This is a genomic window from Streptomyces sp. NPDC055966 (assembly GCF_042269865.1).
GTDB lineage: Bacteria > Actinomycetota > Actinomycetes > Streptomycetales > Streptomycetaceae > Streptomyces.
In genome coordinates this window covers 494,052-520,875 of record NZ_JBHJYK010000002.1, presented here as the reverse complement: position 1 = coordinate 520,875, position 26,824 = coordinate 494,052, and the positions used below count along the sequence as shown (strand labels likewise).

Below are 26,824 nucleotides of genomic sequence, written 5' to 3'. Positions count from 1 at the left end.
TTGCGCGTGCGCGTGTCCCCGGGCGTGCCGCCGACGCCGGTGTGACCGGCCGTTCCGTCGCGACACGCGTCTCTGCCTCGATGAATGAGCTGATCCCCACATCTAGTGGTTGGATGGCTACAGCAGCCCACAAGTTGTGGTCCCCCGGGTCTGAGACGGCTCTGCGATCGCCTATGCTTAGGGCTGCTTCGCGGGGCCCATGGGGTTCGGCGAGGTTGTTGAGTCTGCTGTGAGGAGGGTTGGAGATCATGCACTGCCCCTTCTGCAGGCACCCCGACAGCCGTGTGGTCGACAGTCGTACGACCGACGACGGCACGTCGATCCGCAGGCGCCGCCAGTGCCCCGACTGCTCCCGTCGTTTCACGACCGTGGAGACGTGCTCGCTCATGGTGGTCAAGCGGTCCGGAGTCACCGAGCCTTTCAGTCGTACCAAGGTCATCAACGGTGTGCGCAAGGCATGCCAGGGACGGCCTGTCACCGAGGACGCGCTCGCCCAGCTCGGCCAACGGGTCGAGGAAGCGGTGCGGGCCACCGGAAGCGCCGAGCTGACCACCCACGACGTGGGGCTGGCCATACTCGGCCCGTTGCAGGAGCTCGACCTCGTCGCCTATCTGCGATTCGCCTCCGTCTACCGGGCGTTCGACTCGCTGGAGGACTTCGAGGCCGCCATCGCGGAGCTGAGGGAGGCGACGCGAGGCCCCGCCGCGGGCGACGGCGACGCGGGAGCGGGGAGCCAGGAAGACGATCGCGGGCTTGGGACCACTCAGGTCCCCGAGCCCGCCCACGCCGCCGACTGACCGGCGGGCCGGAAAGCGGGAGGAGACCCGGATTCCGGCCGTGAGGCGGCGATCCAAGACCTGTTGCGGGTGGCAGCTGAGGGTGCCCGCAACACAAGACAGAACACCGTGCCACGGGAACAAGCGGGGCACTTCAGGGCGTTTTTGCCCGTAGAGGGAGGCGGCATGACAGAGACGGCGAGCGGTCCGGCACGAGGTTCCCGAGCCAAGGGCGGCAAGGCGGGAACCAAGGGACTGCACATCGAGCGCATCCACAGCACCCCCGGAGTACACCCGTACGACGAGGTCGAGTGGGTGAGCCGTGACGTCGTCATGACCAACTGGCGCGACGGCTCGGTCAACTTCGAGCAGCGTGGCGTCGAGTTCCCCGACTTCTGGTCGGTGAACGCGGTCAACATCGTCACCAGCAAGTACTTCCGCGGTGCCGTGGGCACCCCGCAGCGCGAGGTCAGCCTGAAGCAGCTGATCGACCGCATCGTGAAGACGTACCGGAAGGCCGGTGAGGACCACAAGTACTTCGCCTCGCCCGCCGACGCCGAGATCTTCGAGCACGAGCTGGCGTACGCCCTCCTGCACCAGATCTTCAGCTTCAACAGCCCCGTCTGGTTCAACGTGGGCACCCCGCAGCCCCAGCAGGTCTCCGCCTGCTTCATCCTGTCCGTCGACGACTCCATGGAGTCGATCCTCGACTGGTACAAGGAAGAGGGCATGATCTTCAAGGGCGGCTCCGGCGCCGGCCTGAACCTCTCCCGCATCCGCTCCTCCAAGGAGCTGCTCTCCTCCGGCGGCAACGCCTCCGGCCCGGTCTCCTTCATGCGCGGCGCCGACGCCTCCGCCGGCACCATCAAGTCCGGTGGCGCCACCCGCCGCGCCGCCAAGATGGTCGTGCTCGACGTCGACCACCCCGACATCGAGGACTTCATCGAGACCAAGGTCAAGGAAGAGGAGAAGATCCGCGTCCTGCGCGACGCGGGCTTCGACATGGACCTGGGCGGCGACGACATCGCCTCCGTCCAGTACCAGAACGCCAACAACTCGGTCCGTGTGAACGACGAGTTCATGAAGGCGGTCGAGGACGGCGGGAACTTCGGCCTGCGCGCCCGGATGACCGGCGAGGTCATCGAGGAGGTCGACGCCAAGGCGCTCTTCCGCAAGATCGCCGAGGCCGCCTGGGCCTGCGCCGACCCCGGCATCCAGTACGACGACACCATCAACACCTGGCACACCTGCCCCGAGTCCGGCCGGATCACCGCGTCGAACCCGTGCAGCGAGTACATGCATCTGGACAACACGTCCTGCAACCTCGCCTCGCTGAACCTGATGAAGTTCCTGAAGGACGACGGCAAGGGCGAGCAGTCCTTCGACGCCGAGCGCTTCGCCAAGGTCGTCGAGCTGGTCATCACCGCGATGGACATCTCGATCTGCTTCGCGGACTTCCCGACCCAGAAGATCGGCGAGAACACGCGCGCGTTCCGCCAGCTGGGCATCGGCTACGCCAACCTCGGCGCCCTGCTGATGGCCACCGGCCACGCCTACGACTCCGACGGCGGCCGCGCCCTGGCCGGCGCGATCACCTCGCTGATGACGGGTACGGCCTACCGCCGCTCCGCCGAACTGGCCGCGGTCGTCGGTCCGTACGACGGCTACGCCCGCAACGCCGACGCCCACAAGCGCGTCATGGCGCAGCACGCCGACGCCAACACCAAGGCCGTCCGCATGGACGACCTGGACACCCCGGTGTGGGCCGCGGCCACGGAGGCGTGGCAGGACGTGGTGCGTCTTGGCGAGAAGAACGGTTTCCGCAACTCCCAGGCGTCCGTGCTCGCCCCGACCGGCACCATCGGTCTCGCGATGTCCTGCGACACCACCGGCGTCGAGCCCGACCTCGCCCTGGTCAAGTTCAAGAAGCTCGTCGGCGGCGGCTCGATGCAGATCGTCAACGGCACCGTCCCGCAGGCCCTGCGCCGCCTGGGCTACCAGGAGGAGCAGATCGAGGCGATCGTCGCCCACATCGCCGAGAACGGCAACGTGATCGACGCCCCCGGTCTGAAGCAGGCGCACTACGAGGTCTTCGACTGCGCCATGGGCGAGCGCGCCATCTCCCCGATGGGCCACGTCCGCATGATGGCCGCGATCCAGCCGTGGATCTCCGGCGCCATCTCCAAGACGGTCAACATGCCGGAGACGGCGACCGTCGAGGAGGTCGAGGAGATCTACTACGAGGCCTGGAAGCTGGGCGTCAAGGCGCTCGCGATCTACCGCGACAACTGCAAGGTCGGCCAGCCGCTCTCCGCCAAGAAGAAGGACGACAAGGACGCCGAGAAGGCGGAGATCGCCGAGAAGGCCGAGGACACGATCCGTACCGCGGTCGAGAAGGTGGTCGAGTACCGCCCGGTCCGCAAGCGCCTCCCGAAGGGCCGTCCCGGCATCACCACGTCCTTCACCGTCGGCGGCGCCGAGGGCTACATGACCGCCAACTCCTACCCGGACGACGGTCTCGGCGAGGTCTTCCTGAAGATGTCGAAGCAGGGCTCGACCCTCGCGGGCATGATGGACGCGTTCTCCATCGCGGTCTCCGTCGGCCTCCAGTACGGCGTGCCGCTGGAGACGTACGTCTCGAAGTTCACCAACATGCGCTTCGAGCCGGCCGGCATGACCGACGACCCCGACGTGCGGATGGCGCAGTCGATCGTCGACTACATCTTCCGCCGCCTGGCGCTGGACTTCCTGCCCTTCGAGACCCGCTCCGCGCTCGGCATCCACTCCGCCGAGGAGCGCCAGCGGCACCTGGAGACCGGTTCCTACGAGCAGTCCATCGAAGACGACGAGGTCGACGTCGAGGGCTTGGCCCAGTCGGCGCCGCGCGCCCAGGAGCTGAAGGCCGTGGCCGCGCCGCGTGCCGAGGTCGAGGCGGCCAAGCCCGCCCCGAAGCAGGCGCACACCAGTGCCGAGCTGGTGGAGATGCAGCTGGGCATCCAGGCCGACGCCCCGCTCTGCTTCTCCTGCGGCACGAAGATGCAGCGGGCCGGCTCCTGCTACATCTGCGAGGGCTGCGGCTCGACCAGCGGCTGCAGCTGATGACATGCGGTAGGTGAAGTAAGGGGCGCTGGCAATGGCCGGCGCCCCTTACTCATCACCGTGTGTCAGAGCTGGTGCGCCCTGCCCATGACGTGGGTGAACGTCGCAGGGTCCTCCTGGAAGCCGTGCATGCCGGGGCGGAAGGTCCAGTGTCCGGAGCCGTCCCGTACGAACTCCGCGATCGTGGCCGCCGTGGCCCCGGGAACCGCGCCGAAGTCGTCCTGGGCGAGCACGGTGTAGCCCTCCCGGACGCGCATGGCCGGATTGAGCACATCGACGAACGTCCTGTGTCCGGGCTGCTGTTGGATGACCACGCCGACCACCACGCGCGCGTACCGGTCGGCCAGCCGGTCCAGTTCGAGCGTCATGACCTCGTCCCAGCCGAAGCCCTTGCCGTCGAGGCTGTCCCGGTTGAGGAAGATCGTGCCGTCGGGTGACCGGCTGTCGAAGTGCACCACATAGGCCGGTTCTCCGTGCGGGTCGTCCGCGGTGAACGTCGCGGCGATGATGTCGAGATCGGTGGGCGGCAGACCCGCCGGGCTCGGGTCCCACTGGAGCGCGACCTCGACCTTGCTGATTCCCTTGCTGAAGCCGGACAACTGGCTCCCCTTCCCCCTGTGACTGCTCCGGTCCCCAACTCACCAGGAGCCAGGGCTCTTTGCCCATCGTGCCACGCGCGCGGAGCATATGCGCGAGCGATCTGCGCCGGAGCGTGACCGGCGCCACGTCCGCTGGCCTTACGATGGCGCGGTGCTGGTCAAGTGGATTCGCTGCACCGTGGTGGACCGCCGCGGGTTCGAGCGGGGGCAGCGGAAATGGGCGGGGCTTCCGGGGGAGCCGGGATTTCGGGGACAGGGCGGCGGCTGGAGCCGGCACCGGCCGGGTGTGGCGCACATCTTCGCCTTCTGGGAGAGCCGCGCCTTCTACGACTCCTTCATGGCCCGCTCGCACGACCGCCTGGCCTCCACCCAGGTCGGCACGTTCAAGGACGCCCAGGTCAAGCTCTTCGAGTACCGCTTCGACGTGAAGACGGGCTTCGAGCCGCGGTTCACCGACACCGATCTGATCCGGGTGGCCCTGTGCCAGGTCCACGAGGAGCGGGTGGAGCACTTCATGCTCATGCAGGAGAAGGTCTGGAACCCCGCCATGGCCGGTTCACCCGGCATGATCCGCGGCATGTTCGGCGAGGCGCCCGAGCAGGAGTTCCTGGTCCTGTCGATGTGGCGGTCCGCGGCCGAGCACGGCAAGTACCGCACCGAGCGCGTCGAGCGCCTCGCCCTGCGCGCCCAGACCGAGGCGGACATCGCGGCGCTCTCCGGCGACATCGTGGAGCTGGAACCGTCCTGGACGGTCTGAGCGCCGCGGCGCCGGCTTCACCGCAGAGATCGGTCCCGTGGTCAGTTTGAATAGCAAACTCACCGCTGGAAGGGTCCCGGACGCCGATATCGTGTGACCTACGCCGTATGGAGCCCGTACGAGTCCTCGACTCACCCTCACTCGATCTAGGGTTTCGGCATGGTACGACCACGGCGCATCGTCCTTGTCCGGCACGGCGAGTCAACGGGCAACGTCGACGACTCCGTGTACGAGCGTGAGCCCGACCACGCGCTCGCCCTCACCGAGCGCGGCCGACGGCAGGCCGAGGCGACCGGAAAGGAACTGCGGGAGCTCTTCGGCAGGGAACGCGTGAGCGTGTACGTCTCCCCGTACCGCCGCACGCACGAGACGCTCCGCGCCTTCCACCTCGACCCTGACCTCATACGCGTCCGGGAGGAGCCACGCCTGCGCGAACAGGACTGGGGCAACTGGCAGGACCGCGACGACGTACGCCTCCAGAAGGCCTACCGGGACGCCTACGGCCACTTCTTCTTCCGCTTCCCGCAGGGGGAGTCCGGCGCCGATGTGTACGACCGGGTCGGTGGCTTCCTGGAGAGTCTGTACCGCAGCTTCGAGGACCCCGACCATCCCCCGAACGTGCTCCTCGTGACGCACGGGCTCGCGATGCGGCTGTTCTGCATGCGCTGGTTCCACTGGACCGTCGCGGAATTCGAGTCGCTGTCGAACCCCGGGAACGCGGAGATGCGGATGCTCGTTCTGGGGAACGACGGCAAGTACGCGCTCGACCGGCCCTTCGAGCGCTGGCGCAAGCCGCTGCCGTACTGGGTGAACGGATAGAGTGGCAGAGCGATGACCGCTGACTCCTCTTCTGCCGGGCGACTGGAGCGCGCCCTGGCGAGCCTGCGCGGACTGGCCGTGGGAGACGCCCTGGGCTCCCAGTTCTTCGTCCCCGCGCACTATCCGCTGCTGAAGCGGCGCGAGCTGCCGCCGGGTCCCTGGCAATGGACCGACGACACCGAGATGGCCTGTTCCGTGGTCGCCGTCCTCGGTGCCCATCGGCGCATCGACCAGGACGCGCTGGCCCGCTCCTTCGCCGAGCACCACGACGTCGACCGGGGCTACGGCCCCGCGGTCGACCGCCTGCTGCGCCTCGTGCGGGAGGGCGGGGACTGGCGGGAGCTGGCGGCCGGGCTCTTCGACGGGCGGGGGTCCTGGGGCAACGGCGCGGCAATGCGGATCGCCCCGCTGGGGGCCTGGTACGCGGACGACCCGGAGCAGGCGACCCACCAGGCGGAGATCTCGGCCTACCCCACCCACCAGCACCGCGAGGCCGTGGTCGGCGCCATGGCCGTGGCAGCCGCGGCCGCGTTGGCCGGCTCGCCGGACGGGTCCCCGAGCCCCGAGGCGCTGCTCGACGGAGTCGTCGCCCTGGTGCCGAAGAGCGCGGTCGGCCAGGGACTGCGACGCGCCCGGGACATGCTCGACTACGCCGACGCGGGCACCGTCGCGGCGGTGCTGGGCTGCGGACGCCGTAGGACGGCCCACGACACCGTCCCCTTCGCGCTCTGGTCCGCAGCACGCTGCCTCGGGGACTACGGGACGGCGTTCTGGACGACCGCCCAGGCGGGCGGGGACGTGGACACGACCTGCGCGATCGTGGGAGGCGTACTCGCCTCCGGCAAGGCAGGGACACCGCCCGCCGCGTGGGCGGAGCGGGTCGAGGCACTGCCGGACTGGGTGCCGACGGGGCTCTGACGCTTGCGAGGGCCGATTTCCGGGCCCTGCAAACCGGCTGCCGGGATGCTCACGGCCGACGGCCGGTTGCTGACTGCCGGCCCCCGAATGTGGATCTCTTGAGCGACGCGAGACGAGGGTGAGAACTCTCCGTGTCCTTCGGGAACTCTCCGTGATGGCTGCCCGTTCTTCCCGTATCCGCCGTGCACCGCGCCCTCGGGAGCCGGTGCGGCGGGGAGGTCGAAGAGCGCGCGGCGGAGGGGGCGTGAGATGGCGTTCGTGTCGTGGGAGCCGGTGCTCGTGCTGGTCGCCGTCCTGGCCTTTGTGCGGATGCCGGCCGCCGCCGCACGGCCGGCCGGACCGCCGTCTGTGCCGTCAGTCCGCGGACGGCGGGCCGGCCGGGCGTGGCTCCGCGCGGCCCCGAGGGAGTCAGCCCATCCCCGGGCCGGCCGTGCCGGAGAGGGACTCGAGATCGCTCTTGCGGACCTTGAGCACCAGCCAGGCGGTGAGGAACGCCAGCCCGGCGATCGCGGCGGCCGGTACGAAGGCCAAGGAGATGCCGTGGGCGAGCACGTCGTGCCCCCAGGGCGCGGGAAGTTGGTGCGTCTTGGCGAACTGCGCCTTCTGCTCCGGCGAGCTGTTGGCGAGGAACTTGGGCAGTTGCTTCTTCGCCTCGTCCTTGCTTGCCGAGCCGAAGACGGTCGTCAGGATGGACAGCCCGAGCGAGCCACCCACCTGCTGCATCGCGTTGAGCAGCCCGGAAGCCGCACCCGCCTCGTGCTGGGCCACGCCCGACACCGCCGTCACGGTGGCCGTCACGAAGTTCAGCCCCATGCCGAAGCCGAACACCAGCATCGGCCCGAGCACTCCGCCGAGGTACGAGCTGTCCGGCCGGATGAACGTCTGCCAGACCAGCCCGACCGTCACGAGAGCCGAGCCGACCGCCATGAACGGCTTCGGGCCGAACTTCGGCAGCAGGGCCTGCGACGCGCCCGCGCTGATCGCGATCGCGACGGTCACGGGCAGGAAGGCCAGACCGGCCTTGATGGCGCTGTAGCCGAGGACGTCCTGCACGAACAGCACGATGTAGAAGAACATGCCGAACATCGCCGCGGACAGGCTGAGCATGATCGCGTACGTGCCCCAGCGGTTGCGGTCCGCGAACATCCGCAGTGGGGTGATCGGCTCCTTCGCCCGTGTCTCGGTGAGGACGAAGGCGAGCAGCAGCACCACGGCCGCGGCGAACGAGCCGAGGGTGAGCTTGTCGCGCCAGCCGTTCTCCGCGGCACGGATGAAGCCGTACACCAACGAGGCCATGCCCACCGTCGAGGTCAGCGCGCCGGTGATGTCGAAGCGCCCTGGGTGCCGTGCCGACTCGCTGATGTACAGCGGCGCGAGCGCCGCGATCAGCACGCCGATCGGCACGTTGACGAACAGCACCCACCGCCAGTCCAGCCAGTCGGTGAGCATGCCGCCCGCGAGCAGGCCGATGGCACCGCCGCCCGCGGAGACGGCGGCGAAGACACCGAAGGCCCGGTTGCGTTCCGGGCCTTCGGGGAAGGTCGTGGTGATCAGCGCCAGCGACGTGGGCGAGGCTATCGCGCCGCCCACGCCCTGAAGGGCCCGCGCGGCCAGCAGTTGCCAGGGTTCCTGGGCGAGACCGCCCAGCAGCGAGGCGAAGGTGAAGAGCAGGATGCCGGTCATGAACACCCGGCGGCGGCCGAGGATGTCACCGGCCCGCGCACCGAGCAGCAGCAGACCGCCGAACGTGAGCGTGTAGGCGCTGACCACCCAAGTCAGGTCGGTGGTGCTGAATTTGAGCGCGTCTTGAATGTGCGGGAGCGCGATGTTCACAATCGTCGCGTCGAGTACCACCATGAGTTGGCAGGCCGCGATGACGGCGAGCGCGATGCCGGGATGCCCCTCCCGGCGGGCCACGCCCGGTTTTGGATCCTGGAGCAGCTGAGAGGTCGTCACTATGGGTCCCCCACGAAGGAATTAGTGAACGCTCGCGTTCACTTTCGCCTCCACGGTAGTGAGTCCCCAAGAGTGAACGCAAGCGTTCACTTAATCGGGTGTGCCGCCCCGCGTCCCCCTGTTGCTGCGGTGCGGCGCTCCCCCTTTCCCGAACCCCCGCTTCCCTTGCACGTTGGAGAGACACAGATGGTTACCTCGCGCTGGACGGCCGATCCTGCCCGGGCGGCTTCCCCTCGTCGGCGCGGCGTGGTCCTGGAGCGCGCGATCATGGATGCCGCTCTGGAACAGCTCGGCGCGGTCGGCTGGAAGGGCCTCACCATGGAGGGCGTCGCGGCCGGCGCCCAGACCGGCAAGGCCGCCGTGTACCGCCGCTGGCCCTCCAAGGAGGACCTCGTCGCGGATGCGCTGGTGGCCGGACTGCCTCGGGTGGAGATCGCTCCGGACCTCGGAAGTGTGCGCGAGGATCTGCTCAGTCTGTGCCGGGAGGTGCGGGAGATCATGTACTCGCCCCCTGGTGTCGCCCTGCGCGCGGTCATTCACGAGTGCGACGACGTTCAGGCGGAGCGCTTCCAGGACGTGATCGTCGGCGGAGTCATCGAGCCGACCGTCACCTTGCTCCGTGAGGTCATCACCCGTGGAATAGGGCGGGGAGAGGTTCGCTCGGATGCGGCCAACAGCTATGTCTTCGACGCCATCCCGGCCATGATGATGTACCGGTCGAAGGTGTGCGCCAGCGAATGGAGCGACCATGATCTCGAAGAGATGATCGACCAGTTGATGCTCCCGCTGCTACGGCCGCACGGGGTCTGATCCCGCGCCCCGGTGATCTCTGTGGTGCCCGGGCGACCAGGGTGTCGCACGGCGATCGCGTCGGCGTAGGCTAGGGGCGCCATGCCGTACGAACCACCCACTCACACTGTCGAGCGCTCCCTGCGCGCCACGACCGGAGCGAAGGTCATCGCCGGTGTCGACGAGGTGGGGCGCGGAGCCTGGGCCGGACCGGTCACCGTCTGCGCGGCGGTCACCGGACTGCGTCGCCCGCCCGAGGGCCTGACCGACTCCAAGCTGCTGAGCGTCAAGCGCCGTACGGAATTGGCCGAGATCTTGCGGAGATGGGTCACGGCCTATGCCCTGGGGCATGCTTCCCCCGAGGAGATCGACGGCCTGGGGATGACGGCCGCGCTGCGGCTCGCCGCGGTCCGTGCCCTGGACGCTCTGCCGGTCCACCCCGACGCCGTCATCCTCGACGGGAAGCACGACTACCTCGGCGCCCCCTGGCAGGTGCGTACGGTGATCAAGGGCGATCGCTCGTGCGTGGCCGTCGCCGCGGCGTCGGTGATCGCCAAGGTTCAGCGCGACAAAATGATGGCCGAACTGGGTGTCGACCATGCAGACTTCGGATTTGCGGACAACGCCGGGTATCCGTCGCCCGTGCACAAGGCCGCACTGGAGGAGTGGGGGCCCACCCCGCACCACCGCTTGTCGTGGGCGTATCTTGATGCGTTGCCCGAGTGGCGGCACCTCAAGAAGGCCCGCAGCTGGGCGGACGGAAGCGTTCCGGAAATCGAGGGTCAGCTCGGCTTCGATTTCTGACGGTTCCGATCGCACTGATGTGCCACCCGGTCACCCGTACCGCACCAACGTTTGATAAATATCAGCTCATGCCTCTCATTCCCGAGGAGCCTCAGATTCACGAGAGTGCCCAGGGTCCCCGCGCTACTCCGGCCAGCGGCCGTACCGCGCCGACCCCTCGCCCCGTACCCGGCCCCCGTCCCGCGGCTCCGTCCCGCCCCGGTCGTCCCGGCCCTCCGCGGCCCGCGCCGCCGGTGCAGCGCACGCCGCGTGATGTGGCTCCGGCCAAGCCGAGCCCGTCCGGCCCGGCCGCTCCCGCCGCTTCGGCGGCCGCCCCGCAGATCCAGCTGATCCCGGCCTCGGCCGAGGGCGCGCTCGACGCCGCCGACGAGGCGGTGGACCTGCTCCTGGACTCGGGCCGTGCCCCCGGTGACGTGCTCGTGATCACCACCGGTGCCCAGCACCCGTGGGCGGAGCACGAGCTGTCCTTCGGCGAAGCCGCCTACTGGGCGCAGCACGACGCCGGTGACGACGTCTTCTACACGGATGTCACCAGCGCCGCCCGTGCAGCGTCCCGCCCCGTGGTGGTGGTGGCCGTCAACGGAGGTCCCGCCTCCTCCGCCTCCGTCCTTCCGCTGGCCCACGCGCGGGCCGATGCCCTGCTGATCGTCTGCGGCGACCCGCAGCAGATCAACGCGGTGCTGGGCGCCGGCGTCTGAGCCACGCCCGGCGCCTCGGGGTACCGGAGTGACGCTGGGGCTGCTCCGGCGGAAATCGCAGGGAGTCGCCTGTGGCATGCCCGGACGCCGGGCGGCCACCGCGTTCGCGAGGGCGGCCTCCCGGCCGGCCTCGGCGGCGAAGCGGTGACCGCCGGGTGCTGGTGGGGCGCGTCCATCACCGCGGTGCGGTGCGCGGTCGCCGAGCCGCCCGGAGAGCGTCCCTATCCAGGGCGCATCCCGGATGCCGTACGGCCGCGCGGCGCATTCCGGACGCCATAGGGCCATCGGGCACGGTGTGAGCGGCGGCCAGCCTGTCCTCCGTGTCCCTCGCTGCCTGTGCGGCCCGGGCGCTGACCGGGCGGCCGGGGCTCGGCCTGCCGCCCCCTCGACCCAGGTGTTCGGCGCTGGCGCCTGGCATCCGGCCGGGGGTACGGCTCGGTCGCCCGGCGCCCGGACCGTCAGCGGGCCGCCGCGCGGCGCAGGACCTCGGAGACCGGTCCGCCGGTGCGAGGCGCGAGCGGCGGGGCCTCCGACAGGGCGCCGAAGGGCTCCGGCGCCGAGTCGGCGTTGGGGCGGCGACCACCGCGCCCCTCGCCGAGCACCTGCCAGCCGTCGTGGGTCAGCGTGATGTACGCCCCGCAGCGCAGGCCGTGCAGCGTGCAGGCGTCGCGCAGACCCCACATCCAGGCTCCGTCCTCCTCCGTCCAGCGCGCGTCTCCCTCACGGCAGTAGAGCAGTACGGCGGTGCGCACCGGCGTGCGGCGTCTCAGGTCGTGGGGGATGACCCGGCGCAACTGGGCGAGCAGTGCGTTGCGGAACATCCAGCCGTCGGCCGGGGCCGGATGCCGCGTGAACGACGCGCTGGCGCACAGCCGTTCCTCGGGATCCAGCACCGCCACGATCGCCGTGGACGGTTTGGGGCGGTGGCGGGCATGCAGCCCGCTGACGACCTCGCGAGGGTCGCGCAGCAGCGGGATTCCGGCGGAAGCCCATTCGGCCGGCTCGAGCAGGCGACTGGCGGAAGCGGCGGACGCGGACGTCGACAACGAGGCCGCCGAGGACGAGGCGAATCCGAAGGTCACGTTCTTCCCTTCGGCTACGCGCCCATACTGCGGGCGAGGTCGGATTCGGGAGCGCGCACCGCAGCAAAGCCCAACCGGATCACGGGCGAGCCGTGCGGGGAGCGGACCTCAATTCTTCCTGTCGAACTGGGATGCGGCAACGAGCAATTGGGGCCACCGACGGTTATCTACGGGTGTGTGGCTTATATCCTTACCCAAAGGTTCGTCAGCGCACGCCTGGGGTGCCCGACCGGGGCACCGGTGGCCGCCACGGTCGGACACGGGATCAGCCCTGAACGGCCAGGACCAGCGGCAATACCCCCCGCGCACCGGACTGTCTGAGCAGGCGCGCCGCGACCGCCAGGGTCCAGCCCGTCTCGGTGAAGTCGTCGACCAGCAGAACCGGCCCGTCGGCCTCGGCGAGCGCCGACGCGAGAGCGGGCGGCACGGTCAGCGAGCCGTCGAGAGCCTTCAGCCGCTGCGCGCTGTTGCTGCGCGGCACCCGCGGCGCGTCCTCGGCGTACGCCACGGAGCCGAGCAGGGGCAGTCGGCCGATCTCGGCGATCCGGGCGCCCAACGAGTGGACCAGCCGGGGCCGGGTCCGCGAGGCCACGGTGACGACGCCCACCGGCCTGGGCTGGGCGTCGGCCGCCCCGGGGGCCCAGCCGCCGGGGCCCTTCGCCCAGTCCGCCAGGACGTCCACCACGGCCCGCGCCACGTCGTCCGGCACAGCGGCGTCCGGCGTTTGCGGGGCGAGGAGCGGCCGCAGCCGATTGCCCCAGCCGATGTCCGACAATCGGCCCAGCGCGCGTCCCGATGAGGCCTGTTCACCGGCCGGAATACGCCCCTTGAGCGCGATGCCGATGGCCGGCAGGCCGGTCGGCCACATGCGACGGGGCTCCACCTCGACCCCGGCACGGCCGAGGTCGCTCCGGGCGGCGTCCACCGCAGCGGTGGACGTGTCGGCGGTGAAGCGCGGCCCCGCGCAGTTGTCGCAGCGGCCGCAGGGTTTGGCGCCCTCGTCGTCCAGCTGGCGCTGCAAGTACTCCATCCGGCATGCGGAGGTGGACGCGTAGGCCCGCATCGCCTGCTGCTCGGCCGTGCGCTGCCGGGCCACCCAGTCGTACCGCTCGGTGTCGTACGACCAGGGCTGCCCGGTCGCGACCCAGCCGCCCTTGACGCGGTGGACCGCCCCGTCCACGTCGAGGACCTTTAGCATGGTCTCCAGCCTCGAACGGCGCAGCTCGACCAGCGGTTCCAGGGCGGGCAGGGACAGCGGTCCGTCGGCCCGGGCGAGGACGTCCAAGGTGCGCCGGACCAGTTCCTCGGAAGGGAAGGCGAGCGAGGCGAAGTACTGCCAGATCGCCTCGTCCTCCTTGCCCGGCAGCAGCAGCACCTCGGCGTGCTCGACACCACGGCCGGCCCGGCCGACCTGCTGGTAGTAGGCGATGGGGGAGGAGGGGGAGCCGAGGTGAACCACGAAGCCGAGGTCCGGTTTGTCGAAGCCCATGCCGAGTGCGGACGTGGCGACGAGCGCCTTGACCCGGTTGGCGAGCAGATCGTCCTCCGCCTGCTGCCGTTCGGCGTTCTCCGTCTTTCCCGTGTACGAGGCGACGGTGTGACCGCGCTGTCGCAGGAAGGCGGTGACCTCCTCCGCCGCTGCGACCGTGAGTGTGTAGATGATGCCGGAGCCCGGCAGGTCGCCGAGATGGTCGGCGAGCCAGGCCATCCGGTGCGCGGCGTCCGGCAGCCGCAGCACTCCGAGGCTGAGGCTCTCCCGGTCCAGCGGGCCACGCAGCACCAGGGCGTCCGACGTGCCGCCCGTGCCGAGCTGGTCGGCGACATCCGCGGTCACCCGCGCGTTGGCCGTGGCGGTGGTGGCCAGCACGGGCACGCCGGGCGGCAGCTCGCCCAGCATGGTGCGCAGCCGGCGGTAGTCGGGACGGAAGTCGTGACCCCAGTCGGAGATGCAGTGGGCCTCGTCCACGACCAGCAGACCCGTCGCCGCGGACAGCTTGGGCAGGACCTGGTCACGGAAGTCCGGGTTGTTCAGCCGCTCCGGGCTGACGAGCAGGACATCGACCTCACCGGCCGCGATCTCGGCCTGTACGGCGTCCCACTCCTCGGTGTTCGCGGAGTTGATCGTCCGGGCGTGGATACCGGCCCGGGCCGCGGCCTCCACCTGATTGCGCATGAGCGCGAGCAAGGGCGAGACGATCACCGTGGGCCCGCTGCCTCTGGCCCGCAGCAGCGAGGTCGCCACGAAATACACCGCGGACTTGCCCCATCCCGTGCGCTGCACGACCAGGGCCCGGCGCCGGTCTGCGACCAGCGCCTCGATCGCCCGCCACTGATCCTCGCGCAGCCGGGCCCCGCCCGTGGCATCCCCGACGAGCCGGGCGAGGACGGCGTCCGCCTCTGCCCGGAGATCCGCGTTGCTCGTGTGCTCCATGGGCTCCATACAACAGGACGGGACCGACAACCGGGCGGGCTCGGGTCGGGGCCTGTGGACAACCGCCATGGACTTGTCGTGTCCCTGATTCGACTTATCCACAGGTGCAAGCGGGATTTCGGGATCCGCGAGATCGTCTCCGCATGACGAATCACGGCGAAACCACGGGACCGTTCGAAAACAATGACATCTCCGGACATGATCCGTTCTCCGGACTGTCCGCGCCCGACACCCACGTCACTCTGCGCACCCCGGCCGAGCTGGCCGACGCCCTGCCCTACCTGCTCGGATACCGACCGGAGGACAGCATGGTGCTGGTCGCCCTCCACGACCGCGAAGGCGGCGGCCGGTTCGGCGGCCGGGCCCGGCTCGGCATTCCCGCGAACGAGGAGGACTGGGAGGCGGCCGCCCGGCAGCTGGCCCAGGGCCTGGTCAAGGGCAGCGAGCGGCGGGGCTCCCGCCCGGAGCAGATGGTGGCCTACGTCTGCCAGGAGCCGGCGCCGGGCGAGTCCGGGCGGGACGTCAGGCGCCGGCTCGAACGGCTGGCCCAGTTGCTGCGCACCCAGTGCGGCGACCTGGACGTGCCGGTCGTCGAGGCACTGTGCATCGCGGACGGCCGTTACTGGTCGTACTGCTGCCCGGTCGAGGGCTGCTGCCCCGAGGACGGCTCGCCGATGGGCCTGCCCGGCACCTCGGTCCTGGCAGCGGCGGCCACCTATGCCGGCATCCAAGTGCGCGGCACCCTCAGGGAGTTGCGGGCCAGGCTCCAGCCCTGGGAGACCTCCGCGGTCCTGGAGCAGGAGGCCGCGCTGGACGCGGCGGGCATGATCCTGGTGCCCCGCATCCTCGACGAGGCGTCCCGTCCGGAGGTGGCCGAGGAGACCCTCGCCCTGGCCGAGCGCATCATGCGCCGCTTCGCCGCGGCGGCGCCCATGTCGGGCACGCATCCGGCGGACGTCCGCGACGACGGCCTGCTCGCACATGACGAGGCGGCGACGGTCATCCTCGGACTCCAGGACCGCACGACCCGTGACCGGGCCGCGGCCTGGATGGAGGGTGCGGAGGCCGGCCCTGCTCTCCGGCTCTGGCGTGCCCTGGCCCGCCGCTGCGTCGGCCCCTACGGTGAGCACGCCGCGGCCCCGCTGACCCTGGCCGGCTGGGTCGCCTGGTCGACGGGCGACGAACTGGAGGCCCGCGAGGCCCTCGCCATGGCCCTGGGCGCGGATCCCGACTACCTCTTCGCCCGCCTGCTGCACCAGGCCTGCAACGAAGGGCTCGACGCCGAGGCGATCCGCCGCTGTCTGCGCACGGAGCGCTCGGGGCCTGCGCGGGCCGAGGCCGCGCAGCAGCCGCATGAGGCAGTGGATTCGGCAACCGGCGGGCTCCCGGCCGTCGACGGCGGCACGTCCGGAGCATGTGCGCAGACGGAGGGACAGGTGGCGGGACCGGCGTCCGGGACGGGTGCGCGCCGAAGGCGCCGTGTGCGGTCCCTGGACGGAGGCGACAGCCGCCGGGCGGCCCGGGCGGCAGGTGCAGGACGGCGCCCGACCGGTTCGCGCTCCGGACCGTCGGCAGCCGAGCCCTCGCGGCCGGCCACGCGCGGTCCCGGCGGCACGCGCAAGCGTGCGTCGGACCAGAGCGCGACCAGCGCCACCTCCTCGGTGGGCGACCTCCGCGAGCCCGAGGGGGACGGATGAACGCCCCGGCGCCGTCCACGCGGGTCGGCGCGGCGAAACCTCGCGGTGCACCGGTGGCAACGGTGACATGGAGCGTGCGCTCCCGGAACCCGTGCGTGAACCTGCCGCACCGGGGCCCGGCCGTGTCCCGCCCGGCGTCTCCGGCACGCCGCCATGGCGCGGCATCCCTGCTGTGCCGCCTGGCCGGCCTGGTGCACCGGCCTCGCCCGGGGACTCCGGGGGCTCCTGGGACACACGCGGGCGTACCGCGCACCCGATGCCGGCGCAGGGTCACGGCCGTGTTGAGCGGTGCCTTCGCCGTCGTGCAGCGCCGCGATCCGGCCGGGCTCCCCGGGGCGGGCCGTGACCCGGAAGCGGCGCTCTCCGTTCACCTGAGTGGCGGAACGCCCGAACGCACTCCACCGCCGCACGACCGATGTCCCCCGGGGCGCCTCACCGGCCGCCCAGCGCGTCCCCGGCGCACCGAGAGCAGAAGAAGCCAATCCATGCATCAGCAGCCGACCCCGTCCTTCGCCACCGCCGAGCGACCGGCGAGGGACGGGCCCGCACGGTTCCGGCCGGACAGCGCCGTCATGACGGCGCTGGAGACCCTTGGTGTACGACCGCCGTCCCTGGAATCCCGGCCGGCCCTTCCAGCTGACGCAGGCGCACCCTCCCGCGCTCCACACCCGGCTCGTCGGCCTGTCACGCTCCCGTCGCCCCGCACGGCGACGAGCAGTCGCCCGATATCCGAACTGCCGCCCACCCACGCCGCGTTGATCTGCGTCGCCCTGCCCGGCCTCGCCATCTCGGGTGAGCTGGGACAGCTGACGGGCCGGGGGCTGGACGGGTTCTACCGAGGCGGGCGGCGGCTGCTCTCGCGGTGTCAGGTCCGCGTGGCCGGACGTGAACCGCTCGCCGTGCAGGCCAGGATGACCGGTGCCGACAGCGCCCGTTTCGTCGCCACGCTCCGGGCTTCCCCGGCGGCGGGCCCCGATCCGGATGTCGTCGTCGAACGAACACGCCGCGCCGAGGGAACAGAACGGATCACCGTCCGCAACGCCGGCGTGCGACCGCTGAGGCTCCCCGTCGAGATCGCCCTCGGCACGGATCTCGCCGAACTCGGTGCCATCGCCTCCGGCAGGACGGGCCCCCAACTCCCTGCCACGGTCCGCGACTCAGGGCTGCGCTGGGCCACGGCCGATGCCGCTGCCAGCGTCACCGCCGACCCGCCTCCTTCCGACGTCCTGGCGTCCGCCGGACTGCTGCGCTGGGAACTGCAACTGCCACCGGGTGGGACGGCGACCGTGGAACTGCGGATACGGCTCGACGGCGCGGGCCCCTTGAGGGCCGCGGGACAGACCACGACCAGCCCGATCGCCTGCGCCCGGGCGACGGGCGACGACCCCCGGGTGGCCCCGCTGCTCGACGCGGCCGTCGCCGACCTCCAGGCCCTTCTCCTGCGTGACACCGCCCACCCTTCCGACACCTATCTCGCGGCGGGCGCGCCCTGGCGCTGCGGGATGGCGCCCGCCGAGGCGCTCGCCGCCGCTCGTATGGCCCTGCCTCTCGGCACCCGGCTCGCCGCGGGAACACTGCGTGCCCTGGCCCGCACGCAACTCCCGGGCGACGACGCCCGGGCCGGCATGATCCCCGGGCCGCGACGCGACGCCGGCCCTCTCCTCCCGCCGGGCTGCACGGGAACGGAGGCCACGCTGCTCTTCCCCGTCCTGCTCGCCGAGGCCCGCCGCTGGGGACTGCCCGACAGAGAGGCCAGGGAACTGCTGCCCGCCGCCGAACGCTGCCTCACCTGGCTGCGGACCACCACCCGCGACCAGTCCTACCTCCCCGATCCGCAGCCCACGGGTCCGGTCCGCTGCGAAACGCAGGCCCACGCGCACCGTGCGGCCCTGCTGGGCGCCGACCTCCTCGACGCCTACGACCGGCCGGGCGCCGCCGAGTTGCGCCAGTGGGCGCAGGCTCTGCAGACAGCCTTCCGGACCGGCTTCTGGGTCGAGGACCGCGGTGGTGGACGTCCGGCCGCGGCTCTGGCGCCGGACGGCCGTCCCGTACCGCACCTGGGCTCGGCCGCCGCCCACCTGCTCGACACCGGCCTGCTCGGTTCCGGCCGGCTCGCCCCGGGCCTCCTCGACCAGGTGCAGACCGAACAGCTCGCCCGGTTGCTCGGCACTCCCGCCATGGATGCGGGCTGGGGGCTTCGCGGTCTCGGTGCCAAGGAGATTGGACACAACCCGTTCGGCCATCGGAGTGGAGCCGTCCGGGTTCACGAGACCGCCGTCGCCGTCACCGGACTGGCTGCCGCCGGCTATGAGAGGGAAGCCGCCGGTCTGCTGAGAGGCCTGCTGGAGGCGGCGGAACACTTCGGGCACCGGCTGCCGGAGATGTTCGGCGGCGAACAGCGCGCCGCCGGGAGTGCTCCCCTTCCGCACCCCGCGGCCTGCCGGCCGGCGGCCACCGCAGCGGCTTCCGCGATCATGGTGCTCACCGCTCTCGCGGGTGTCCGCCCCGACGCCCCGGCCCGTACGGTCACCCTGAGCCCCGTGCGCAGCGCGCCGCTCGGCGAACTCGGTCTCACCGGGCTGCGTCTCGCCGGCGCGCCCTTCGCCGTACGCATCAGCCGGCTGGGCCTCGCCATGGTCGAGGAAGCGGCGGACGGCCTGCAACTGGGAGTGTGACCTCGTACGACGAGACCGAGCGCAGAAACGGAGCCGGCCCTGCGCCCCATAACGGAACGAAGTGGAACCACCACCGATGCGACCGACGAAGGGAGTGTTTATCGTCAGGCAGACGACTATGATCGCCGCATGCCCTACGACCCGTCAGCCTTTCCGCCCTTCGCCGTCACCGTGGACCTGGTCGTGCTGACCGTGCGCCGTCATGCCCTGTGCGCGCTGGCGGTACGCAGGGGCGAGCCCCCCTTCCAGGGGCGCTGGGCGCTGCCGGGCGGGTTCGTGCGGGCCGACGAGGACCTGTCCCAGGCGGCGGCGCGCGAACTCGAGGAGGAGACCGGGCTGACGGCGCACGACCCCGCGGTCCAGGCCCGGGACAACGGAGCCCACCTCGAGCAGCTCGCCACCTACGGCGACCCCAAGCGGGACCCGCGCATGCGGGTGGTCAGCGTCGCGCACCTCGCGCTCGCGCCCGACCTGCCGGCCCCGCGCGCGGGGGGCGACGCCAGCAACGCGCGCTGGGCGCCGGTCGAGGAACTGCTTCAGCGGGGTGGCTACGGACGCGACGGCGAGCCGGTGGCGCCGCTCGCCTTCGACCATGCCCAGATCCTCACCGACGGGGTGGAGCGGGCCCGGTCCAAGATCGAGTACTCCTCGCTTGCCACCGCGTTCTGCCCGCCGGAGTTCACCGTGGGTGAGCTGCGCCGGGTGTACGAGGCGGTGTGGGCAGTGGCGCTCGATCCCCGCAATTTCCACCGGAAGGTCACCGGCACGCCCGGATTCCTCGTTCCCACGGGAGGGACGACCACGCGCCAGGGCGGCCGGCCGGCGCAGCTCTTCCGGGCCGGCGGGGCCACTCTCCTCAACCCTCCCATGCTGCGCCCCGAGATCTGAGGCGTACAGCGGTCGGCCGGACGGCGGAGAGGCCGGGCGCCGACACCGGGGCTCCGGTTGCGGCGAACGGCGGACGTCAGCCGATTCCGGCGGCGCCATGTCTAGAAGCAGATCGGGTGATACCAGAAAAATCAGACATCGCAAGCTATCTTGCTTCAGGTGATCCAGGCCTTCGGACTGACCAGCAATCCCCGCAAGGCGCAGCCGCCCGCCGTCGACGACGTCTCCTTCGAAGCGCGTGCCGGAGAGGTCACCGCGCTCCTCGGATGTGCCGGCGCGGGCAAGACCACGGCGCTCAGACTGATGCTCGAACTCCAACAGGGGCGCGGCATCACCTACTTCAGAGGGCGGCCCCTGCACCGGATCGCCCACCCGTCCCGGGAGGTCGGCGTGCTCCTCGGCGATGTGCCGGGGCACCCTGCCCGCTCCGTCCGCGGCCATCTGCGGATGCTCTGCGCGGCCTCGGGCGTTCCCGTGCGCCGCGCCGACGAGGTCCTCGAAGGCGTCGGCCTCGTCAGCCTCCGTGAAGAGTGCCTCGGCAGGCTCTCGCGCGGCATGGACCGCCGGCTCGGCCTCGCCTGCGCACTGCTGCCCGACCCGCACACGCTCGTCCTGGACGAGCCCGCCGCCGGCCTCTCCGCCCACGAGGCGCAGTGGTTGCACGGCATGCTGCGGGCCCACGCGCGGCAGGGCGGCACCGTGGTCTTCACCACGGCCGACGCCAAGGAGGCGGCACGGAGGGCCGACCGTGTCGTCACCCTCGACGGCGGCAGGCTCGTGGCCGACCAGGACGCCGGGGACTTCGCCCGCACCCGACTGCGCCCGCGTGTCGCCGTCCGCAGCCCCCAGGCGGGACGACTCGCGTCCCTGCTCGCCAAGGAAGCCCGTGGTGCGCGCCGGTCCGTGGAGGTCGTGCGGGAGGACGGCAACCGCCTCTCGGTGTACGGCTCCACGACCGCCGACATCGGTGAGACGGCCTTCCGCAACGGCATTCTCGTTCACCAACTCGCCGACGAGGTCGGTGACATGGGCCCGGGTGCCGGTACGGGGTCCGGCGCCGGGCCGGCGGAGGCGAGCGGGGTCGTGGCGACCGGGCCACGGGCACGGTGCGAGCGCGACGAGACGGACGCCTCGGTGGTGGAGGCGCAGACCGCGGCGCCCGGTCTGCCGACGGCGGAGTCGGGCACCTCGGCGTCAACCCCGTCCCCGGCCGGGCCGGGCTCCCCGGTACCTGGCTCGCCCGGGGCGGGCAAGGCCGCGATGGCGTTCGGCTTCTCGCCGGCGAAACCGAGCGACACGGCGACGGAGGCCCAGGTGAGTGAACGGGGCTCAGCGCCGGCGGGCTTCTCGGCGGAGGGGCGGGAGTGCGCGGAAGCGGATGCGCCGATGCCGGAGCCGTGCGGGACCGGTCTCGCCTCGGTCGAGGTGGGGCGGACCTCCGCGCTCGCGTCGGCAAAGCGGGCGCAGACGGCCGACGGTGAGCGACCGTCCTACGGGAACGTGCCCGACCTCCGTCCCGGGGCGGAGTGCGCGGAGGCGGCGCGGGACGCCGCGACGGAGGGCGCGCCGCCAAGAGCCCTCCCGGAAGCCGGCGGGACGGCGCACGGAGCTGTGAAGTCCGGCGATGAGGACATGCGCGGCTGGGCCGAAGGAGCGATCCCCGCAGACGTACTCGCTGGTGCCGACGTCGGCCGGAGCGCCGGCGCGCAGGGCACCCACTCTGCGCGAGGCGCCCGCGTCGCGCAGGGCCGGGCCGCGGCGACTCAGGAAGCGAAGGCCGCCGGAACGAGCATCCCCGCGGCGGGCATCTCCGCACTCCGCGCCCGTCTGCCCGGTGCCAGGAATCCGGGCACGCGTCAGATCTGGGCCGATCGCGCCGCCCGTCCTGAAGGCGGCCACGCCCTCGACAACCTCTCCGCCCTCCCGCCCCCCATCTCCGTCCGCTCCACCCCCGGTCCCCTCCGCCCCCTGCGCTACGAGATCCGGCGCACCATCGGGATCGGCGCCGGCTTCCTCACCTGCGCTGCCGTGCTGGCGGTGTCCGTGCTCACCGCCGTACTGCTGGCTCGGCTCGGCCACACCCCGCAGGCACGGCTGTTCGCCGCATGGCCGCGGGAGCTGCCGCTGCCGCCCGCGGCGCTCACGGCGGGGTTGCTCGGTGCGCTGGCCTTTGGGGACGAGTTCCGCCACCCCGCCCTCGCGGCGGACCGCGGCACCGTGCCCCGCCGGCTGGGACTGCTGGCCGCCAAACTTCTCGTCTCCGGAGTCACCGCGACGCTGCTCGCCTTCCTCACCCTGGGCTGCGACGCCGAGGCGCTCTACCTCGTCTACGGACGGGAGCTGGCGCGAGTTCCCGCGGACTGGCTTTCGCTGGGCGTGAGTTGGTTCGGCCTCCTCATCGGCTGCGCCTGGGCAGGAGTCCTCGCGGCCGGTGTCTTCCGGTCCACCACGGGAGGCCTCGCCGCCGTACTCGCCGTACCTGTCCTCGTCGTTCCCGTCCTGCACAAGGCGATGCAGGGACCCGCCCCGCGTACGGCGGCCGGATTTCCTGGACGGTTGAGAGAGGTGTTCCTGCTCCCGTGGCCCTTCGGAGGGGAGAGGTATGCCCTCGGGCTGGCACGCGTGCTCGCTCAACCCATGGGCGGCGCACTGGTGTTGTCGCTCGTGGCGCTCCTGTGCGCGTACCTGTTCACGACGCTGCGCACCGGTTTCCGGTGAGGGATGCGCGTCCACTTTCGATCTCGCCGTGTGCACAACTCCCCACAGAAAGCCCATTTCTTTCCGATAAGGCGTCAATTGCGACGGCGTGAGCGATCACCCTTTCGTGTGCTTTTCACCAAAGACCTCAAGGGAGTTGGAAACGGCGCCGACAAAGGTTCCGTGAGTACCCTTGCGCACACCATGATGACCGCCGCCCGCTCCACCGACTCCGGTCTGGCCGGCCCGGGCGAACTCGACCGCTACCCCTACGCCGAGGCCGCTGTGCCCGATCGCGTGGGAACACCCTCCTGGGAGGGCGCGGAACCCGAGCTGGGCCGCGTCGGCAGGCGGGCCGCGGGCAGCCGCGGACGCGGCCTGCACGGCCAACTCGTCCAACAACTGGGACAGATGATCGTCTCGGGCGACCTGGGCGCGGACCGTCCGCTGGTGCCCGAGGAGATCGGCCAGCGCTTCGAGGTGTCCCGTACCGTCGTCCGCGAGTCCCTCCGAGTCCTCGAGGCCAAGGGCCTGGTCAGCGCCCGCCCGAACGTCGGCACGCGCGTGCGTCCCGTCAGCGACTGGAACCTGCTCGATCCGGACATCATCGAATGGCGGGCCTTCGGGCCGCAGCGCGACGACCAGCGCCGGGAGCTGAGCGAACTGCGCTGGACCATCGAGCCGCTCGCCGCCCGCCTCGCCGCAGGGCACGGACGGGAGGAGGTGCAGCAGCGCCTGTGCGACATGGTGGAGATCATGAGCCACGCCATGGCACAGGGCGACGCGCTGACCTATTCGCGCGCCGACAACGAGTTCCACGGCCTGCTCATCCAGATCGCCGGCAACCGCATGCTGGAGCACCTGTCCGGGATCGTGTCCGCCGCCCTCCAGGTGTCGGGCGGCCCGGTGACGGCCTGCGACCGGCCGAACGAGGCGTCCCTCGCGCAGCACGCGCGCATCGTCGACGCTCTCGGCACCGGCGACGGCGCGGCGGCGGAGACGGCCATGCGTCAACTGCTCACGGTCCACCCCGAGGTCGAACGCGTGGTGCCCGCCCCGCGCGAGCACTGACGCAAGCGCTGATCCGTGCCATGAAGGCGATGTGGTCGCCGGTGTGCGGTGTCAGCGTGCTTCTCGTGGGTCTCGTGTCGATGCCGGGCTCGGGTACCGGCCGCTGCCGGACCCCGCCGGATCCCGTGCGGATCGGCGGGGTCCGGCGGTGCGACGGGCGGCCGTGGTCGCGGGCGTGACCGGACGCGAGGGCGGCAGTGATCTCATCTGTCCGTGTCTGACCGTTTTTGTTTGCTTACGGGGTGTGACTCGGGCCACGCGGATTGGGCGTAACGCTCGTGGAAACAGCGCGATGACCTAAGAGGTGACAGCCGCGGAGGGAATACGGACGCCATGACAGGCGCTGTGCATCTCCCCGGCCCCCGCCCGCGCCGTCGGCCCATCCCCAGGCCGGTGGTCGGCTCCTGTCCGCAGTGGACGGTGCCGGAAGCCGTTTTCCAACGTTCCGAGAGGTTGTTCGTGTCGGCCAGCACATCCCGTACGCTCCCGCCGGAGATCGCCGAGTCCGTCTCTGTCATGGCTCTCATTGAGCGGGGAAAGGCTGATGGGCAGATCGCCGGCGACGATGTGCGTCGGGCCTTCGAAGCTGACCAGATTCCGGCCACTCAGTGGAAGAACGTACTGCGCAGCCTCAACCAGATCCTTGAGGAAGAGGGTGTGACGCTGATGGTCAGTGCCGCAGAGCCCAAGCGCACCCGCAAGAGCGTCGCAGCGAAGAGTCCGGCCAAGCGCACCGCCACCAAGACGGTCGCGGCGAAGACGGTGACGACGAGGAAGGCCACCGCCACCACGGCCGCCCCCGTGGCGCCCGCCGCTCCGGTCGCAGCCGATTCCGCCGAGGAAGCCGCACCCGCCAAGAAGGCCGCGGCCAAGAAGACGACCGCCAAGAAGGTGGCCGCCAAGAAGACCGTCGCGAAGAAGACGGCCGCCAAGAAGACCGCGGCCAAGAAGGACGACGCCGAGATTCTCGAGGACGAGGTTCTTGAGGACACCAAGGTGGCCGACGAGCCCGAGGGTGCCGAGAGCGCCGGCTTCGTCCTGTCCGACGAGGACGAGGACGACGCGCCCGCGCAGCAGGTCGCCGCGGCCGGCGCCACCGCCGACCCCGTCAAGGACTACCTGAAGCAGATCGGCAAGGTCCCCCTGCTCAACGCCGAGCAGGAGGTCGAGCTGGCCAAGCGGATCGAGGCGGGCCTGTTCGCCGAGGACAAGCTGGCCAACGCCGACAAGCTGGCGCCGAAGCTCAAGCGCGAGCTGGAGATCATCGCCGAGGACGGCCGGCGCGCCAAGAACCACCTCCTGGAGGCCAACCTCCGTCTGGTGGTCTCCCTGGCCAAGCGCTACACCGGCCGCGGCATGCTCTTCCTGGACCTCATCCAGGAGGGCAACCTCGGTCTGATCCGCGCGGTCGAGAAGTTCGACTACACCAAGGGCTACAAGTTCTCCACGTACGCCACCTGGTGGATCCGGCAGGCGATCACCCGCGCCATGGCCGACCAGGCCCGCACCATCCGTATCCCGGTGCACATGGTCGAGGTCATCAACAAGCTCGCGCGCGTGCAGCGCCAGATGCTCCAGGACCTGGGCCGTGAGCCCACCCCGGAGGAGCTGGCCAAGGAGCTCGACATGACCCCGGAGAAGGTCATCGAGGTCCAGAAGTACGGCCGCGAGCCCATCTCGCTGCACACCCCGCTGGGCGAGGACGGCGACAGTGAGTTCGGTGACCTCATCGAGGACTCCGAGGCCGTCGTCCCCGCCGACGCCGTCAGCTTCACGCTCCTCCAGGAGCAGCTGCACTCGGTGCTGGACACCCTGTCCGAGCGCGAGGCCGGTGTCGTCTCCATGCGGTTCGGTCTCACCGACGGTCAGCCGAAGACCCTCGACGAGATCGGCAAGGTCTACGGCGTGACGCGTGAGCGCATCCGCCAGATCGAGTCCAAGACCATGTCGAAGCTGCGCCACCCGTCGCGTTCCCAGGTGCTGCGCGACTACCTCGACTAGGTCGCGTCCGTACGACACCGAAGACCCGGTTCCCCACTGCGGGAGCCGGGTCTTCGTGCTGCGCGCAACGGAGCCGTGGATCACTCTGGGTGTTCCGACATCACCCGAGAGCGAGGTTCCCTCATGCGTCGTTCCGTTGCCCGGGCCCTGGTCCGGCCGCTGGCCCTGGCGGCCGCCACAGCCGCCATACCCCTGGTCGGCGCGGCCCCCGCGGCCGCTGACAGCGTCGTGGTCGGGGGGTTTCCGATCGACGTCTCACAGGCCCCGTGGACGGTCGCGCTGTCCAGCCGTGACCGGTTCGGAGGTACGCGGGCGGGTCAGTTCTGCGGCGGCGTCGCGGTCGCACGGACCACCGTGCTCACGGCGGCCCACTGCCTCGGCGAGGACGTGCTCGGGGGGCCGCCGAACGCGGTGCGCGACCTCAAGGTCATCGCGGGCCGTACGGATCTGCTGTCGGACAAGGGCGAGGAGATCGCGGTACGGGACGCCCGGGTCAACCCGGGGTACGACGCCACGACCAATGCCGGCGACTTCGCCGTCCTCACCCTCGCCAAGCCGCTGCCGCGCAGCGCGGTCGTCGCCCTGGCCGGTGCGGGAGATACGGCCTACGCGCCGGGCACCGAGGCTCTCGTCTCCGGATGGGGCGACACGAGCGGCGGGGGCGCCTACGCGCGCAGGCTCCACGCGGCACGCGTACGCGTGCTGCCCGACGACGCCTGTGCCCGCGCCTATCCGGGCGGCCCGGAGGGCGCCTACCGGGCGGGCAGCATGCTCTGCGCGGGAGAGGCCAAGGGTGGCCCCGACGCCTGCCAGGGCGACAGCGGAGGCCCTCTGGTGGCCTCGGGACGGCTGATCGGGCTGGTGTCCTGGGGGAGCGGCTGCGGCAGACCTGGGAGCCCCGGCGTCTACACGCGCGTCTCCGAGGTCGCACGAGCGCTGGACGTGTCCTCGGGCGGCCGGGCGGGTTCCGGCGAGTCCTCTTGAGGGGCACACCAGGGTACGAGTACGGGCGGCGGCTCCCGGTCGGGAGCCGCCCCCCCTTTCCAACGGCGTGTGGCGGCGCGGGC

At 71.3% G+C, this 26,824-nt stretch carries 18 protein-coding genes and 1 pseudogene; 15 read left to right on the top strand and 4 right to left on the bottom strand.

Going from position 1 to position 26,824, the window contains the following annotated elements; genetic code table 11:
• The first annotated feature begins 248 nt into the window (after positions 1-248).
• Together nrdR and ACFC8N_RS06580 are read left to right on the top strand one after the other, a co-directional pair.
• Positions 249-797 (top strand): transcriptional regulator NrdR, encoded by a 549-nt coding sequence (nrdR, locus tag ACFC8N_RS06585; RefSeq protein ID WP_376287012.1) that lies wholly within the window; start codon positions 249-251, stop codon positions 795-797.
• A 165-nt stretch (positions 798-962) separates the two neighbouring features.
• Positions 963-3,875 carry a vitamin B12-dependent ribonucleotide reductase gene (locus ACFC8N_RS06580; protein ID WP_362823558.1) on the top strand — a complete coding sequence of 971 codons (2,913 nt, stop codon included), beginning with the start codon at positions 963-965 and terminating at the stop codon, positions 3,873-3,875.
• 65 nt (positions 3,876-3,940) lie between these two features.
• On the opposite strand, the pseudogene ACFC8N_RS06575 reads toward ACFC8N_RS06580, so the two are convergent.
• Positions 3,941-4,492, bottom strand: a pseudogene (locus ACFC8N_RS06575) (TerD family protein); the annotation flags it as partial.
• Positions 4,493-4,625: 133 nt separating this feature from the next.
• On the opposite strand from ACFC8N_RS06575, the gene ACFC8N_RS06570 reads away from it, so the two are divergent.
• The 3 genes from ACFC8N_RS06570 (at position 4,626) to ACFC8N_RS06560 (ending at position 6,968) form a co-directional block, all read left to right on the top strand.
• On the top strand, positions 4,626-5,231 hold the full coding sequence (locus tag ACFC8N_RS06570; RefSeq protein ID WP_376287008.1) for a YdbC family protein: 606 nt from the start codon (positions 4,626-4,628) through the stop codon (positions 5,229-5,231).
• 159 nt (positions 5,232-5,390) lie between these two features.
• Positions 5,391-6,050: a histidine phosphatase family protein gene (locus ACFC8N_RS06565; protein WP_356021381.1), complete on the top strand. Its 660-nt coding sequence runs from the start codon at positions 5,391-5,393 to the stop codon at positions 6,048-6,050.
• A gap of 12 nt (positions 6,051-6,062) precedes the next feature.
• Complete coding sequence (locus ACFC8N_RS06560) at positions 6,063-6,968, top strand: ADP-ribosylglycohydrolase family protein (protein ID WP_376287005.1); 906 nt, start codon at positions 6,063-6,065, stop codon at positions 6,966-6,968.
• 408 nt (positions 6,969-7,376) lie between these two features.
• On the opposite strand, the gene ACFC8N_RS06555 is transcribed toward ACFC8N_RS06560, so the two are convergent.
• Positions 7,377-8,924 (bottom strand): MFS transporter, encoded by a 1,548-nt coding sequence (locus tag ACFC8N_RS06555; RefSeq protein WP_356021385.1) that lies wholly within the window; start codon positions 8,922-8,924, stop codon positions 7,377-7,379.
• Positions 8,925-9,110: 186 nt separating this feature from the next.
• Here ACFC8N_RS06555 and ACFC8N_RS06550 point away from each other — a divergent pair, with 186 nt between their 5' ends.
• From ACFC8N_RS06550 to ACFC8N_RS06540, 3 genes are all read left to right on the top strand, one after another.
• Complete coding sequence (locus tag ACFC8N_RS06550; RefSeq protein ID WP_362823555.1) at positions 9,111-9,734, top strand: TetR/AcrR family transcriptional regulator; 624 nt, start codon at positions 9,111-9,113, stop codon at positions 9,732-9,734.
• Between the two features lie 81 nt (positions 9,735-9,815).
• Positions 9,816-10,517 (top strand): ribonuclease HII, encoded by a 702-nt coding sequence (locus ACFC8N_RS06545; RefSeq protein ID WP_376287001.1) that lies wholly within the window; start codon positions 9,816-9,818, stop codon positions 10,515-10,517.
• A gap of 68 nt (positions 10,518-10,585) precedes the next feature.
• Positions 10,586-11,215, top strand: a complete 630-nt coding sequence (locus ACFC8N_RS06540) for a hypothetical protein (RefSeq protein ID WP_362823554.1) — start codon at positions 10,586-10,588, stop codon at positions 11,213-11,215.
• Positions 11,216-11,673: 458 nt separating this feature from the next.
• Here ACFC8N_RS06540 and ACFC8N_RS06535 read toward each other — a convergent pair whose 3' ends face one another.
• Positions 11,674-12,297 (bottom strand): hypothetical protein, encoded by a 624-nt coding sequence (locus tag ACFC8N_RS06535; RefSeq protein ID WP_356021393.1) that lies wholly within the window; start codon positions 12,295-12,297, stop codon positions 11,674-11,676.
• Positions 12,298-12,562: 265 nt separating this feature from the next.
• On the bottom strand, positions 12,563-14,728 hold the full coding sequence (locus ACFC8N_RS06530) for a RecQ family ATP-dependent DNA helicase (RefSeq protein WP_362823552.1): 2,166 nt from the start codon (positions 14,726-14,728) through the stop codon (positions 12,563-12,565).
• A 143-nt stretch (positions 14,729-14,871) separates the two neighbouring features.
• Here ACFC8N_RS06530 and ACFC8N_RS06525 point away from each other — a divergent pair, with 143 nt between their 5' ends.
• From ACFC8N_RS06525 to ACFC8N_RS06495, 7 genes are all read left to right on the top strand, one after another.
• Positions 14,872-16,425, top strand: coding sequence for a DUF4192 domain-containing protein (locus tag ACFC8N_RS06525; protein WP_376286996.1), 1,554 nt, complete (start codon positions 14,872-14,874; stop codon positions 16,423-16,425).
• A gap of 725 nt (positions 16,426-17,150) precedes the next feature.
• Complete coding sequence (locus tag ACFC8N_RS06520; RefSeq protein ID WP_376287120.1) at positions 17,151-19,100, top strand: glycogen debranching N-terminal domain-containing protein; 1,950 nt, start codon at positions 17,151-17,153, stop codon at positions 19,098-19,100.
• Positions 19,101-19,229: 129 nt separating this feature from the next.
• Positions 19,230-19,988, top strand: coding sequence for an NUDIX domain-containing protein (locus ACFC8N_RS06515; RefSeq protein WP_376286993.1), 759 nt, complete (start codon positions 19,230-19,232; stop codon positions 19,986-19,988).
• Between the two features lie 159 nt (positions 19,989-20,147).
• The gene (locus tag ACFC8N_RS06510; RefSeq protein WP_376286990.1) at positions 20,148-22,706 is read left to right on the top strand and encodes an ATP-binding cassette domain-containing protein; all 2,559 of its coding nucleotides are present in this window, start codon (positions 20,148-20,150) and stop codon (positions 22,704-22,706) included.
• A gap of 162 nt (positions 22,707-22,868) precedes the next feature.
• Positions 22,869-23,756, top strand: a complete 888-nt coding sequence (locus tag ACFC8N_RS06505) for a FadR/GntR family transcriptional regulator (protein WP_356021403.1) — start codon at positions 22,869-22,871, stop codon at positions 23,754-23,756.
• A 459-nt stretch (positions 23,757-24,215) separates the two neighbouring features.
• Positions 24,216-25,757, top strand: a complete 1,542-nt coding sequence (locus ACFC8N_RS06500; RefSeq protein WP_356021405.1) for an RNA polymerase sigma factor — start codon at positions 24,216-24,218, stop codon at positions 25,755-25,757.
• Between the two features lie 123 nt (positions 25,758-25,880).
• The gene (locus ACFC8N_RS06495; RefSeq protein ID WP_376286987.1) at positions 25,881-26,741 is read left to right on the top strand and encodes a serine protease; all 861 of its coding nucleotides are present in this window, start codon (positions 25,881-25,883) and stop codon (positions 26,739-26,741) included.
• Positions 26,742-26,824 lie beyond the last annotated feature (83 nt).

Bases quoted from the DNA above. Each gene is read 5' to 3' on its own strand.
- ACFC8N_RS06545 (WP_376287001.1), top strand. From the start codon at position 9,816: ATGCCGTACGAACCACCCACTCACACTGTCGAGCGCTCCCTGCGCGCC.
- ACFC8N_RS06560 (WP_376287005.1), top strand. From the start codon at position 6,063: ATGACCGCTGACTCCTCTTCTGCCGGGCGACTGGAGCGCGCCCTGGCG.
- ACFC8N_RS06525 (WP_376286996.1), top strand. From the start codon at position 14,872: ATGACGAATCACGGCGAAACCACGGGACCGTTCGAAAACAATGACATC.
- ACFC8N_RS06515 (WP_376286993.1), top strand. From the start codon at position 19,230: ATGCCCTACGACCCGTCAGCCTTTCCGCCCTTCGCCGTCACCGTGGAC.
- nrdR (WP_376287012.1), top strand. From the start codon at position 249: ATGCACTGCCCCTTCTGCAGGCACCCCGACAGCCGTGTGGTCGACAGT.
- ACFC8N_RS06565 (WP_356021381.1), top strand. From the start codon at position 5,391: ATGGTACGACCACGGCGCATCGTCCTTGTCCGGCACGGCGAGTCAACG.
- ACFC8N_RS06530 (WP_362823552.1), bottom strand. From the start codon at position 14,728: ATGGAGCACACGAGCAACGCGGATCTCCGGGCAGAGGCGGACGCCGTC.
- ACFC8N_RS06540 (WP_362823554.1), top strand. From the start codon at position 10,586: ATGCCTCTCATTCCCGAGGAGCCTCAGATTCACGAGAGTGCCCAGGGT.
- ACFC8N_RS06550 (WP_362823555.1), top strand. From the start codon at position 9,111: ATGGTTACCTCGCGCTGGACGGCCGATCCTGCCCGGGCGGCTTCCCCT.
- ACFC8N_RS06495 (WP_376286987.1), top strand. From the start codon at position 25,881: ATGCGTCGTTCCGTTGCCCGGGCCCTGGTCCGGCCGCTGGCCCTGGCG.
- ACFC8N_RS06580 (WP_362823558.1), top strand. From the start codon at position 963: ATGACAGAGACGGCGAGCGGTCCGGCACGAGGTTCCCGAGCCAAGGGC.